Here is a 13818-nt window from a genome sequence, read left to right on the forward strand (position 1 = left end):
TTTGCGTATCTAACAAAAATAGAATTAATACTAACATTTAAAAATATTTGCCAACTATTTTTAATAGATTTATGCTGAAAAATAAGAATTAAGATGATTATAGATTTAAGAAGTGACACGGTTACTAAACCAAGTCCAGGAATGTTGGATGCCATGATGCATGCCAATGTTGGTGATGATGTTTATAAAGAAGACGAAACTATAAATGCATTAGAGTCAAAAGTTGCCGACATGTTTGGTAAGTCTCATGCTATGTTTTTTCCAACAGGGACAATGGCTAATCAAACCGCACTTAAATTACATACTAATCCAGGAGATCAAGTAATATGTGATAAATATGCACATATATATAATTACGAAGGTGGAGGTGCCTCTTTTAATAGTGGTATATCATGTAATTTACTTGATGGGAACAGAGGGATGTTTACAGCGCAGCAGGTAATTGAGGCTATAAATCCTCCAGAATTTTACCATAGTCCATTAACAACGTTGGTGGAAATTGAAAATACTACAAATAAAGGAGGAGGTGCTTGTTGGGATTTTCAAGAAGTTTTAAAAGTAAAACAAGTTTGTCAAGATCATAACTTAGGATTTCATTTAGATGGTGCACGACTTTGGAATGCATTAGTAGAAAAAAACGAAACGACACAACAATACGGAGATGCGTTTGATACGATATCTGTCTGTTTAAGTAAAGGTTTAGGGTGTCCAATAGGATCCGTTTTAGTAGGGGATGAGCAAATTATGAAAAAAGCACTCCGAATTAGAAAAATTTTAGGTGGAGGTATGCGACAAGGTGGTTTTCTAGCTGCTGCGGGATTATACGCTTTGGATAATAATATTGAAAGATTGGCAGAAGACCATAAAAAAGCAAGGGAATTAGGGGACGCATTATTAACGTCTTCTTTTGTTAAAAAGGTAGAACCTGTTGAAACTAATATTGTCATATTTGAGCTTAATAAAAAATACTCAGAAAACCAATTTATAGAGCTGTTTTCTGCTAAAAATATTAAATTAATTGGAATGGGAAGTAACAAATTAAGGCTGGTAACGCACTTGGATTATTTTGATAACCAGCATGATAGGGTGTTAGAGATTATCAATAATTTGTAATTTTTTTTTACTAGAGTTGTTATGCAGAATCTAATAGTGTAAAAACAAGTGTTTTTAAACGGAAATTTAACACACTTTATCGAAATGTTAACTCAATTTTAAGAATAAATACCGAGAATAGTCAGATATGTGTTTTTTTTGCATCAAATTAGTGAACAGTCGTTATTAGTTCGGCTATATATTTTAATAAATAACAATTTAAATTAACAAAAATGAAAAAAGTATTACTAACAATTTTATCTTTTGTAGTCTGCTCAGCAGTTTTTGCACAAGATTTACCTACAAATCCTGAGCCAGGGAAATGTTACGTACGTTGTGTAACTCCTGATGTATGGGTTAACCAAGACATTACAGTTCAGGTTGCACCAGCTTACAAGAAATTAAGCGTGGTTCCTGCACAGTACAGAACAGAAAACGAAGAAGTTGTAACTCAATCTGCTGGACAAGAATTATCTGTTGTACCTGCACAGTATGAGACACAAACTTTTGAAGTTGTTACTCAAGGAGCGTCACAGAGATTAGAAAAAGTAGCTGGATCTACGGATACAACTACTGAAGAAATGACAATCCAACCTTCTTACCAAGAATTAGCAGTAGTACCTGCTAAGTATGCAAACGAAACTTTTGAAGTTGTTACAGCTGAAGCTGGTCAAACTTTATCTGTAGTTCCTGCTAAATTAGGGTCTGAAAGTTTTGAGGTTGTAGTACAAGAGGCTGGTCAACGTTTAGAGTTGGTTCCTGCACAGTACGAAAACAGAACTGAAACTGTATTAGTACAAGCTGCTTATACTAAGTTACAAACTGTACCTGCACAATACGAAACTAGAACTGAGACTGTAGTAGTACAAGCTGCTGGTCAACGTTTAGAAGTTGTTCCTGCAAAATGGACAACTGAAAATGTAACTGTATTAGTACAACCAGCTTCTTCTAGATTAAGTTTAGTTCCTGCTCAATATGGTACTGAAACTGTAGAAGTTGTTGTTAAAGACGCTGCTCAACGTTTAGAAGTTATTCCTGCAAAATGGGGAACTGAAACGTTATCTTACAAGAAACAAGAATTTGGTTCTACTTTATCTGTAGTGCCTGCTAAATTTACTTCTGGTTACCAAACTATCGAAGTAAAGCCAGCTACAGCTAAATGGGGTATGAGTGATACACCTGCTGCTGATTGTGCTTCAAGTGATCCTAACGATTGTAGATACTGGTGTTACAAAAATGTACCATCTCAAAACATTACAATTAACACAACTGAATTAGCTTCTGATGCGCAAGTAATGACTAAGCCAGGATGTGATCAAGGAACAAACAATGCTTCTGATTGTGGTATGGGTACTTACACAAGACGTGTAGTTCAAACTCCAGCAACAACTAGAGTAATTGATATTCCTGCTGTTACTAAAACAGTTAAGAAAACAGTAATGACTACACCTCCAACATCTAGAGTTATTGAAATTCCTTCTGTTGAAAAAACAATCAAGAAAACAGTATTAGTATCTCCAGCTACAACTAGAGTAATTGATATTCCTGCTGTAACTAAAGATGTAACAAGAAGAGTTATGGTTACACCTCCAACAACAAGAGTTGTAGATGTACCTGCTGTAACTAAAGAAGTTACTAGATCAGTAATGGTTACACCTCCAACAACAAGAGTTATTGCAATTCCTGCTGTTACAAAAACTATGACACGTACAGTTGTATTAGAGCCAGCTACTACTAGAGTATCTGAGATTCCTGCTGTAACTAAAACTATGAAACGTACTGTAATGGCAACACCTCCTACAACGAGAGCTATTGATGTACCTTCTAAGTCTACAACAATCAGAAAAACTAACATTACTCCTGAGTCTACTAGAGTTGTTGCAATTCCTGCAGTAAGTACTACAATGAAGCGTACTGTTATGACTACACCTCCTACAACTAGAGTTATCGCTGTTGCTCAAAAAACTGCAACTTTAAAGCGTACAGTTTTAGCTAGTGATGCTAGAGTAGAAGAAACTACTGTTCCTGCTGTTAACAAAACAGTAACGAAAGAAGTATTACAGAAAAAAGGTGGATTAACTACTTGGACTGAGGTTGATTGTAAAATCGTTGAATATAACGACTTAAACATAAACTGGAATTTAGGTTCTGCTTCTTTAACAGCAGCTGCTAAATCTGAAATTGATGCTAAATTATTACCTGTATTGGCTAGTGGAGTATCTGTAGAGATTGCTTCTCATACTGATTCAAGAGGTTCTAAAGAATCTAACAGATCTTTATCTGAAAGAAGAGCTCAAGCTGTAACTAACTACTTAATCACAAAAGGAATCAATTCTTCAAGAATTGTATCTAATGGATATGGTGAAGCTAGATTAGCAAACAGATGTTCTGATGGTGTTTCTTGTACAGAAAGAGAGCACTTAGCAAACAGACGTACTCAATTTAGAGTTATCAATGCTAACTAATTAGTATATACTTTTATATAAAAAAAGGAAGCCAATTTGGCTTCCTTTTTTGTTTTAATAAGGATTTGTTTATTAAAACAAATCCATTCCTGGAATGTTAGGCATTCCTTCTTTAGTAACAGCAGCAATCTCAGTATCATTAATCTCAGTTGCTTTTGCAATAGCCTTGTTAAGTGTTAAAATCAGATAATCTTCTAGCTGTTCTTTATCATTTAATAAATCATCACTAATAGTAATAGATTTAATTTCACGGTTAGCAGTTATTGTTACCTGTAATAAATTATCAGTACTGTTTTGATCTATTAAAACAGTATCCAATCTTTTTTTAGTGCTTTCTACTTTTTGTTGGGTTTCTTTTAATTTACCCATCATACCCTTAAGGTCTCCAAACATTTCTAATAGTTTTAAAATTAATTGTGCAAATTTATTAAAATGAATGTTTATAAATTCATTTTAATTAAATATGAAAAAACTGTTTTTGCTAATTATATTAAGTTTTACATTTGTAGTATCCCATTAAATAGAAAAAAGTATGACTAAAAGTAATATAGTGCCTCCTGTAGCAAAAAAAGTAAAAAAGGAATTAACCATACATGATGACACGAGAATAGATAATTATTATTGGCTAAACCAAAGAGAAGATCAAGAAGTAATAGATTACTTAAATGCAGAAAATAGTTATACAGATTCTGTTTTAAAACATACAGAGCCATTTCAAAAGTCTCTTTTTGACGAAATGAAGGCTAGAATAAAAGAAGACGACCAAAGTGTGCCATATAAACAAAATGGGTATTGGTATATTACTAGATTTGAAGAAGGAAAAGATTATCCAATTTATACTAGAAAAAAAGATAGTTTAGAGGCGGATGAAGAAGTCATGTTTGACTGTAATACAATGGCGGAAGGATTTAGTTACTTTAAGTTGGGTGGTATTTCTATCTGCACAGATAATACATTAGCAGCTTATGCTGTAGATACCGTAAGTAGAAGACAGTATACCATTTATGTAAAGAATCTTATTACAGGTGAAATATATTCAGATAAAATAGAAAACACATCTGGAGGTGCAACATGGGCTAATGATAATAAGACTTTGTTTTACAGTCAAAAAGATGAAGTTACATTACGATCTGACAAAATTTTTAAACATAAACTAGGAACTGAATCCTTACAAGATGTTTTAATTTTTAACGAAGAGGATGAGACCTTTAATACATACGTTTATAAAACAAAATCTAAAAAGTATTTAGTTATTGGAAGCTCTAGTACATTAACTACAGAATATAGCATTTTAGAAGCAGATAATCCAGATGGTGATTTTAGAATTTTTAATGCACGTACGCGTGATTTAGAATATTCTATTGCGCATTTTGAAGATAATTTTTATGTTATTACCAACAAAGATGGTGCAACAAATTTTAAGCTTCAAAAAACTAGCGAATTGGATACTAGCAGTGATAATTGGGTCGACGTTTTGCCACATAGATCTGATGTTTTGTTAGAAGATATCGAAATTTTTAAAGACTATTTAGTAGTTAACGAAAGAGAGAACGGATTAAATCAACTACGTATTATTAGTTGGAATGGTAAGGAAGATTACTATTTAGATTTTGAAAATGAAACGTACACCGCATTAATTGGTAATAATCCTGATTTTGATAGCGAATTTTTACGTTATGGTTATAATTCTTTAACAACGCCGAGTTCTGTTATAGACTATAATTTTATTACAAGGATTAAAACAGTTAAAAAAGAACAACAAGTACTTGATCAGAACTTTGATAAAGACAATTATACCTCAGAACGTATTTGGGCAACAGCTAGAGATGGGGAGAAAATCCCAATGTCTGTAGTATATAGAAAAGACACAGAGCTTAACGGTAATAACCCAGTATTACAATATGCTTATGGCTCTTATGGCTCTACAATAGACCCCTATTTTTCTACAATTAGATTAAGCTTACTTGATAGAGGCTTTATATATGTTATTGCACATATTAGAGGAAGTGAATATTTAGGTAGACCTTGGTATGAAAACGGTAAGTTGTTAACCAAGAAAAATACTTTTACAGATTTTATTGATTGCTCAAAACATTTAATAGAACAAAACTATACGTCTAAGCAACATCTATATGCCATGGGGGGTAGTGCAGGAGGACTGTTAATGGGAGCTATAATTAATATGAATCCAGAATTATACAACGGAGTTATTGCTGCAGTACCATTTGTAGATGTTGTAACTACAATGTTAGATGATTCTATTCCGTTAACAACAGGAGAGTATGATGAGTGGGGAAACCCAAATGATAAACCTTATTATGATTATATGAAATCATATTCACCTTATGATAATATAGAAGCTAAAGCGTATCCAAATTTATTAGTAACAACAGGTTTACATGACTCGCAAGTACAATACTGGGAGCCTGCAAAATGGGTTGCAAAATTAAGAGAGTTAAAAACAGACGCTAATTTATTATTGTTAAAAACAGACATGGAAGCCGGTCACGGTGGTGCTTCTGGTCGTTTTGAGGCTTTAAAAGAGGTGGCTTTAGAGTATGCATTTATATTTGATTTAGAAGGAATAAATAAATAATGAAAAAAAATGCTTATTTTTGCACGGTTTGATTTTTAAAATCAAAAAAATAAGTAGCTTTTAAATAGCATTTATGAAACAAAAGAAACAAGTTTTTGATAGCGTATTAGATTTAATTGGTGATACGCCAATGATAAAACTAAAAAAAATTACATCAGAATTTAAAGGAAATTACCTAGCAAAGGTAGAGGCTTTTAATCCTGGTCATTCTTCTAAAGATAGAATTGCACTATATATTATTGAGCAAGCAGAAAAGCAGGGTATCCTTAAACCTGGCGATACAATTATAGAAACGACTTCTGGTAATACAGGATTTAGTATTGCTATGGTTAGCGTAATTAAAGGATACGACTGTATATTAGCTGTAAGTTCTAAATCTTCTGCAGATAAAATAGACATGTTAAAAAACATGGGAGCTAAGGTGTATGTTTGCCCAGCAAACGTAAGTGCGGATGATCCTAGAAGTTATTATCAAGTTGCAAAACGTTTGCACGACGAGATTAAAGGTTCTGTTTACATTAACCAGTATTTTAATCAGTTAAATATAGATGCACATTACAAGTCTACTGGTCCAGAAATTTGGAACCAAACAGGTGGGGAGATAACACATTTAGTAGCATGTAGCGGTACAGGAGGAACTATTTCTGGTACAGCTAAATATTTAAAAGAACAAAATCCAAACATCAAGATTATTGGTGTAGATGCATTTGGTTCTGTACTAAAAAAATATCACGAAACTAGAGAGTTTGACGATAAAGAGATTTATCCATACAGAATTGAAGGTTTAGGTAAAAACTTAATTCCAACAGCTACAGATTTTGATAGTATTGATAAGTTTATCAAAGTATCTGATGAAGAAAGCGCACACACAGCAAGAGAATTGGCTCAAACAGAAGGTTTGTTTGTAGGATACACTTCTGGAGCTGCGATGCAAGCTTTAAAGCAGTTAAACGAATTAAATGAATTCAAGGAGACAGACAACATTGTTGTTATTTTTCCTGACCACGGATCACGTTATATGAGTAAAATATACAGTGATAAATGGATGAGTGAACAAGGCTTTTTTGATAGTAAAAATGAAGCTGCTGCTCAAAGCATTCAATATGTAAAGTAATTATTACAATAAACATATAAAAAGTTAACTTTAATATAATTAGAGTTAACTTTTTTGTTAATAACAGTTAGGCTATTTATTATGCACGTATAATAAAAATGCCTAATTTTGTATTATCTAACTAAATTATAATAGCTTAAGCCAATTATTTCGCAAATAATAGCTTAAAAATCGCGTTTTACAATGAAAGATTTATTTGAAAAAATATACAAGGACAAAGGACCACTAGGTAAATGGGCTGCGCAAGCAGAAGGTTATTTTGTGTTTCCTAAATTAGAAGGAGAAATTTCTAATCGTATGAAATTTCAAGGAAAGGAAGTTATCACTTGGAGTATCAATGATTATTTAGGATTAGCAAATCATCCTGAAGTTCGTAAAGTGGATGCAGAAGCTGCAGCACAGTACGGATCAGCTTACCCAATGGGAGCAAGAATGATGTCGGGTCATACAGAATTACATGAGCAGTTACAAAACGAACTAGCAACTTTTGTACAGAAAGAAGCAGCATATTTATTAAACTTTGGTTACCAAGGTATGGTATCTACTGTAGATGCTCTAGTTAGTAAAGATGATATTATTGTTTATGATGTTGATGCACATGCATGTATTATTGATGGTGTAAGATTACACCACGGTAAACGTTTTACGTACAAGCATAACGACATGGAAAGTTTGGAAAAAAACTTAGAACGTGCTACTAAAATGGCAGAGACAACTGGAGGAGGAATCTTAGTGATTTCTGAAGGTGTTTTTGGTATGAGAGGAGAGCAAGGTCGTTTAAAAGAAATTGTTGCTTTAAAAGAGAAATTTAACTTTAGACTTTTTGTTGATGATGCACATGGTTTTGGTACTTTAGGTAAGACTGGAGCAGGAGCTGGTGAAGAGCAAGGTGTACAGGATGATATTGACGTTTATTTTGCAACGTTTGCAAAGTCTTTAGCAAGTACAGGTGCTTTTATTGCTGCTGATCAAGAAATTATTGATTATTTAAAATATAACTTACGTTCTCAAATGTTTGCTAAGTCATTGCAAATGCAATTGGTTGTTGGAGCATTAAAACGTTTAGATATGTTACGTACAATGCCTGAGTTAAAACAAAACTTATGGAAAATTGTAGATGCATTACAGTCAGGTCTTAAATCACGTGGTTTTGATATCGGAACAACACAAAGTTGTGTAACTCCAGTATATTTAAACGGAAGTATTCCTGAAGCGATGGCTTTAGTTAGAGACTTAAGAGAAAATTACGGAATATTCTGTTCTATTGTAGTGTATCCAGTAATACCAAAAGGATTAATTTTATTAAGAATGATTCCTACTGCAACGCATACATTAGAAGATGTAACAGTTACTTTAGATGCTTTTGATGCGATTAGAGAACGTCTAGAAAACGGAACTTACAAACGTATGTCTGCTGCTTTAATAAAAGCAATGGGAGAATAAGAAGTAATAAATATTATATATAAAAAAATCCGATTCGTAAGAATCGGATTTTTTGTTTTAGTGTAGTTCCTTTTTGAAGGTACAACGTCTAATATATACTTCTGGATCAAAATGCTTCCATATTTTATGTATAGCTTCATTATCTTCTAGTTCTGGTGTTCTGTAACAGGTTTGTATACCTTTTTCAGTAAATGTGTTATAGTATTCATTAAAAATAACAGCATGGACACCCTTATTTTGATAATCAGGATGTACACCAATTAAGTAAAACATAACATCTTTACTTTCTTTTTTAGCTTTTAGTAACTTCAAAAACCCTAAAGGAAAAAGTTTACCATTCATCTGTTTTAATGCACTTGCAAATCTTGGCATTACGACCGCAAAAGCAACTAGCTTTTTATCTTTATCTAGTACAAACTTTATGTACTCTGGATTTATAAAACTGATAAATTTCTTTTTAAAATATTCCTTTTGAATGTCTGTAATAGCCACAAAGGATGACAAAGATGCATAGCTATCATTAAATAAATCAAACATCTGATCTACGTATGGCATAACTTCAGATGTTTTTTTCAAATCTAAAGCAGTTAACTGATAGCGACGCTTGATTAATTCTTGCGCTTTATAGAAAAATTCCGGTTTTACGTTTTCAAAAGGAAAGCGATTTTCAGAGTATTTTTTTTCAACAGAAAATCCATGTGCTTTATAATGGTTAACATAATAGGGGTGATTATACCACGTTATCATGTTTCCAACAGTATCAAATCCTTCAGTAATAACACCAACTTTATCTAAATTAGAAAATCCTACAGGACCTTCTGTGTAAACTAAGCTATTTGCTTTTCCTATACTGTAAACCTCTTCTAACAGTGCTTTACTGACGTCTTGGTCATCAATAAAATCAAACCAACCAAAACGCATTTTTTTGATGTTCTGATCTTTTACTTCTAGCCAGTTTATTATGGCAGCTATACGCCCTACAATTTTATTGTCTTTATAAGCTAAAAACAATGTGGCTTCAGCATCATTAAAGATTGGGTTTTTTTTAGCATCAAACGTAGCTAATTCTTGGCTAATAATAGGAGGAACCCAATACTTGGAATCTTTATATATATCGAATGGAAATTTAACAAATGCTTTGTAATCTGCTTTTGAAACTACTTTTTTGGTTGTAATCATATAAAAAAGAAAGGGTTAATTTTCGTCATCGAAATCAATTTCTTGAGTTTCTTTTTTTCGTTTTCCTGAATCTTCTGGAGTATCAGGGTCTCCATCTTTTTTCTTCTTCTTTTTCTTATTTGCTCTTCTTTCGTATTCTTCTAAAGCATCAGTCCCGTTGTCTTTGTCTGCTTCAGGATCTTTATGAAAATCTAAACGGTAAGAGGCACCAAAGTTTACACCAAATACAGAAGGTGTGTCTTTAGTATTAAAAGTCACTGCTGTATCTAATTGGAAATCTTTATTCCATAAATAGGCACCACCAAATCTAAATAAGTTATCTGCGTAGTAGTCACTTTTAATCCCTTGCGTTTCTCCAAATAACACCCATTGTTGATTAATGGCTTTAGTTAATGTTACTATATATTCAAAATCAGAAAAATCTGATCCAATTCTGTCTTTAGAAAAATTGGTTACTAATACCCATCCACTGCTAAAGTTGTTTTGAGTAGCAATCATTACTTTAGGTGTAAAACCACCTTCGTAATTAGGACTTGTAAACGGGTTGCTATAAGGAACATAACTGTTATTGTCAGCATCATAGTTAACTCCCACATATACGGCAACTGCTGGTATTAAATTACTCCATTTAAATTTCTTGTTTGCATGGTAGCTATATAAATTTGGTTTTTCTTCACCTCTTTTTTTATAAGGATCGTAAACCAAATATTTAGCACCTACTGTCAAATATCTAAAATTAGCACGGTCTGATTCTACAGGAAATGCAGAAGAGCGGTTATCAGTAAAGGTGTCATTTTGGTAACTTCCTTCAATATTTAATTCTAATTGCTCCCAAACCAAACCATAACGTGCCGCAAAGTCAATTCCAAATCCTGAAACTTCATTTTTTAGTGGCGTATGTTCTTCTTTAACTATATAAGGACCAACTTCCAGTTGAGCTACATTTTTTCCCACAGCAAAAGCACTTCTAGATACTCCAGGTCTGTTAGAATTTATGACATCTGTATATTGGGCAGTAGCAGTGATACTTGCTAATAGCAGAATATACTGCAATATTAATTTTGGGTTAAGCATATATTATTGTTTAAAGTCAAATATAAGATTTTATATTTTTTTTAAGTATTTAAAACTTAATTTAAAACTGAAGAATTGTATTTTTGTTAAAGTATTGATAATTTAACAAAAGTTACAACATGGGTTTATTAAGAACCATCCTTATTATTGCATTAATTTATTACGGATTAAAAATCTTATCTCGTCTGTTTGCACCTGCGCTTTTTAAATACGCAGCCAAAAAAGCGGGTCAACGTTTTAATGGCGGTTTTAACCAACAAAAAGCAGAACCAACTACAAAAGAAGGAGAAATATCTATAGATAAAATGCCTAATAATAAATCTTCAAATAAAAATGTAGGGGAGTATGTAGATTACGAAGAAATTGAGTAATTTTCAAGCTCATACTTTTTAAAATCATTTATGCAATTTTCGTTTAAAAAAATCTTACCACATCTTTTAGTTTTGGTAGGATTTATTGTTTGCTCTTTAGCCTATTTTAGTCCTGTTTTACAAGGTAAAGTTATTTACCAAAGTGATATTGTGCATTACACCGGAATGGCTAAGCAACAAAAGGATTTCAAAACCAAAACAGGTGAAGAAACGTATTGGACTAACAGCGCATTTGGAGGTATGCCAACCTATCAATTAGGAGCAAAATACCCACACAATTATATTAAAAAATTAGACTTATCCTTACGGTTTTTACCAAGACCTGCGGATTATTTGTTTCTATACTTTTTAGGTTTTTATATTTTACTTTTAGTTTTAAAGGTAGATTGGAAACTTGCTGGACTGGGGGCACTAGCCTTCGGTTTTTCTACATATCTGATTATAATTCTTGGTGTTGGACATAATAGTAAAGCACATGCTATTGCTTATATGCCATTAGTTTTAAGTGGTATTTTACTAACATTTAGAGGTAAGTATGTTGGGGGGTTCTTGTTAACAGCAATTGCTATGGGCTTAGAGTTGGTGGCTAACCATTATCAAATGACCTATTATTTGCTTTTATTAGTGTTGGTATTGGGTATTGCTTATTTAGTAGATGCTTACAGAAAAAAAATGTTGCCACATTTTTTCAAAGCGGTTGGTGTCTTATCGGCAGCAGTAGTGTTAGCGATAGGTTTAAATGCTACAAATATATTAGCTACGCAAGATTATGTTAAGGAAAGTACACGTGGTAAAAGTGCGTTAACCATAAATCCTGATGGCTCTAAAAGAGAAAGCAGTAATGGATTAAGTAAAGAGTATATCACAGAATATAGTTATGGAAAACTTGAAACTTTTAACTTATTTATTCCAAGATTTTTAGGAGGAGGTAGTGGCGAAGATGTTGGAGAAAACTCGGCTGTATTTAAATATATAGTGGCGCAAGGTGTACCTGCCAGTAATGCTAAAGAATATACAAAGAGCTTGCCTACGTATTGGGGAAGTCAAACAATAGTGGAAGCGCCTGCTTATATTGGAGCAGTAGTTATCTTTTTGTTTGTACTTGGCCTATTTTTAGTAAAAGGACGCTTAAAGTGGTGGTTAGTTGGCGGTACTATTTTATCATTATTATTATCGTACGGAAAGAATTTAGAGTTTTTAACGGACTTATTTATAAATTATGTACCACTATATAATAAGTTTAGAGCGGTTAGTTCTATACAAGTTATTTTAGAATTATGTATTCCCGTTTTAGCTGTATTTGCTTTAGTTAGACTGTTTAATGACGTTGTTAAAACAGAAGAAAAAATAAAGGCTTTAAAATATACGGTATTTATTACCGGAGGGTTATCCGTTTTATTTTTGGTTGCTAAAACCATTGGTCTTTTTGATTTTGTAGGAGGAATGGATGGACGCATTAGAGAAGGTAATGGCCAAGCGTTTTTAGATGCGTTAAAAGCTGATAGAGCTAGCTTTTTTACAACAGACACACTTAGAACGTTGCTATTTGTTCTGTTAGCTGCAGGTGTTATTTACTTATTTTTAAAACAGAAATTAAACGAAACCAAAGTCATTATTATTTTAGGACTTTTAATTGTTGTGGATTTAGTTAGTGTTGATAAGCGTTATGTAAATAATGATGATTTTGTGTCTAAGTTCCAAATGGAACGTCCTTATGAAGCTAATAAGGCCGACTTACAAATATTAAAAGACAAGTCTAATTATAGAGTATATGATATGACGTCTGGCGGTGCAAAAACAAGTTATTTTCATAATGCTTTAGGAGGATATCATGCTGCCAAACCAAAACGTTTTCAGGATTTATATGAATTTTATATCTACAAAAACAATATTAATGTATTAAGTCTGCTTAACGCGAAATACATTATTGGTGCTGGTGAAGATGAAAAACCATTTCCTTACGTTAATAATGATGCAAACGGAAACGCATGGTTTGTTTCAAATCTTGAAAAAGTAGCTTCAGAAACGGATGAGTTATTGGCTTTAGAGTCTTTAAAATCAAAAGAAACAGCTGTGTATTCATCAGAATTTAAAGGGAAAACTAATTTACCTAAATCATTTACAACGGATTCTTTAGCTTGGATTAAAGTAAAAACGTACACTCCCAATCTAATTGAATATAGTTCTGAGAACAGTAACAATGGTTTTGCAGTGTTTTCTGAAATGTATTATGCTAATGGTTGGAATGCTTATATAGATGGTCAATTAAAACCACATTATAAGGTAGATTATGCTTTACGTGGTATGGAAATCCCTAAAGGGAAACACATCGTGACTTTTAAATTTGAACCTCAAGTGGTTAAAACGGGAAGTACTATTGCTTTAGCTAGTTCTATATTATTAGCTTTATTGGTGCTTGGAGGTTTGTTTTTTGGATATAAAAATTATCTAGGAAACCAAAAGGATTAATACGTCAAGGCATAA

The 13818-nt window shown here is 32.6% G+C and carries 10 protein-coding genes; 7 read left to right on the top strand and 3 right to left on the bottom strand.

Features of this window, described 5'->3' with window-relative positions; genetic code table 11:
- Window positions 1-93: 93 nt before the first annotated feature.
- Both ACZ2G2_RS13090 and ACZ2G2_RS13095 read left to right on the top strand, forming a co-directional pair.
- Entirely contained in the window at window positions 94-1113 is a 1020-nt protein-coding gene (locus ACZ2G2_RS13090; RefSeq protein WP_470392592.1) for a threonine aldolase family protein, read from the top strand.
- Between the two features lie 212 nt (window positions 1114-1325).
- Window positions 1326-3557, top strand: a complete 2232-nt coding sequence (locus ACZ2G2_RS13095; RefSeq protein ID WP_470392594.1) for an OmpA family protein — start codon at window positions 1326-1328, stop codon at window positions 3555-3557.
- 72 nt (window positions 3558-3629) lie between these two features.
- Here ACZ2G2_RS13095 and ACZ2G2_RS13100 read toward each other — a convergent pair whose 3' ends face one another.
- Window positions 3630-3950 carry a YbaB/EbfC family nucleoid-associated protein gene (locus ACZ2G2_RS13100; protein WP_470392596.1) on the bottom strand — a complete coding sequence of 107 codons (321 nt, stop codon included), beginning with the start codon at window positions 3948-3950 and terminating at the stop codon, window positions 3630-3632.
- Between the two features lie 139 nt (window positions 3951-4089).
- On the opposite strand from ACZ2G2_RS13100, the gene ACZ2G2_RS13105 reads away from it, so the two are divergent.
- The 3 genes from ACZ2G2_RS13105 to ACZ2G2_RS13115 all read left to right on the top strand — a co-directional run bounded on the left by ACZ2G2_RS13105 (window position 4090) and on the right by ACZ2G2_RS13115 (window position 8710).
- Window positions 4090-6153: a S9 family peptidase gene (locus ACZ2G2_RS13105; RefSeq protein WP_470392598.1), complete on the top strand. Its 2064-nt coding sequence runs from the start codon at window positions 4090-4092 to the stop codon at window positions 6151-6153.
- Between the two features lie 73 nt (window positions 6154-6226).
- Window positions 6227-7267: a PLP-dependent cysteine synthase family protein gene (locus ACZ2G2_RS13110; protein ID WP_470392599.1), complete on the top strand. Its 1041-nt coding sequence runs from the start codon at window positions 6227-6229 to the stop codon at window positions 7265-7267.
- 183 nt (window positions 7268-7450) lie between these two features.
- Window positions 7451-8710, top strand: coding sequence for an aminotransferase class I/II-fold pyridoxal phosphate-dependent enzyme (locus ACZ2G2_RS13115; RefSeq protein ID WP_090838403.1), 1260 nt, complete (start codon window positions 7451-7453; stop codon window positions 8708-8710).
- Window positions 8711-8767: 57 nt separating this feature from the next.
- On the opposite strand, the gene ACZ2G2_RS13120 is transcribed toward ACZ2G2_RS13115, so the two are convergent.
- Both ACZ2G2_RS13120 and ACZ2G2_RS13125 read right to left on the bottom strand, forming a co-directional pair.
- Window positions 8768-9889, bottom strand: a complete 1122-nt coding sequence (locus tag ACZ2G2_RS13120) for a GTP cyclohydrolase (protein ID WP_281846511.1) — start codon at window positions 9887-9889, stop codon at window positions 8768-8770.
- 15 nt (window positions 9890-9904) lie between these two features.
- Complete coding sequence (locus tag ACZ2G2_RS13125) at window positions 9905-10963, bottom strand: transporter (protein ID WP_101202475.1); 1059 nt, start codon at window positions 10961-10963, stop codon at window positions 9905-9907.
- A 119-nt stretch (window positions 10964-11082) separates the two neighbouring features.
- Here ACZ2G2_RS13125 and ACZ2G2_RS13130 point away from each other — a divergent pair, with 119 nt between their 5' ends.
- Complete coding sequence (locus tag ACZ2G2_RS13130; RefSeq protein ID WP_282067980.1) at window positions 11083-11334, top strand: DUF4834 family protein; 252 nt, start codon at window positions 11083-11085, stop codon at window positions 11332-11334.
- Window positions 11335-11364: 30 nt separating this feature from the next.
- Window positions 11365-13803 carry a YfhO family protein gene (locus ACZ2G2_RS13135; RefSeq protein ID WP_470392603.1) on the top strand — a complete coding sequence of 813 codons (2439 nt, stop codon included), beginning with the start codon at window positions 11365-11367 and terminating at the stop codon, window positions 13801-13803.
- The last annotated feature ends 15 nt before the right edge of the window (window positions 13804-13818 follow it).

The sequence above is a fragment of the Olleya sp. KKT75 genome (assembly GCF_055635485.1).

Bases quoted from the DNA above. Each gene is read 5' to 3' on its own strand.
- ACZ2G2_RS13110 (WP_470392599.1), top strand. From the start codon at position 6,227: ATGAAACAAAAGAAACAAGTTTTTGATAGCGTATTAGATTTAATTGGT.
- ACZ2G2_RS13115 (WP_090838403.1), top strand. From the start codon at position 7,451: ATGAAAGATTTATTTGAAAAAATATACAAGGACAAAGGACCACTAGGT.
- ACZ2G2_RS13135 (WP_470392603.1), top strand. From the start codon at position 11,365: ATGCAATTTTCGTTTAAAAAAATCTTACCACATCTTTTAGTTTTGGTA.
- ACZ2G2_RS13120 (WP_281846511.1), bottom strand. From the start codon at position 9,889: ATGATTACAACCAAAAAAGTAGTTTCAAAAGCAGATTACAAAGCATTT.
- ACZ2G2_RS13095 (WP_470392594.1), top strand. From the start codon at position 1,326: ATGAAAAAAGTATTACTAACAATTTTATCTTTTGTAGTCTGCTCAGCA.
- ACZ2G2_RS13130 (WP_282067980.1), top strand. From the start codon at position 11,083: ATGGGTTTATTAAGAACCATCCTTATTATTGCATTAATTTATTACGGA.
- ACZ2G2_RS13090 (WP_470392592.1), top strand. From the start codon at position 94: ATGATTATAGATTTAAGAAGTGACACGGTTACTAAACCAAGTCCAGGA.
- ACZ2G2_RS13105 (WP_470392598.1), top strand. From the start codon at position 4,090: ATGACTAAAAGTAATATAGTGCCTCCTGTAGCAAAAAAAGTAAAAAAG.
- ACZ2G2_RS13100 (WP_470392596.1), bottom strand. From the start codon at position 3,950: ATGTTTGGAGACCTTAAGGGTATGATGGGTAAATTAAAAGAAACCCAA.
- ACZ2G2_RS13125 (WP_101202475.1), bottom strand. From the start codon at position 10,963: ATGCTTAACCCAAAATTAATATTGCAGTATATTCTGCTATTAGCAAGT.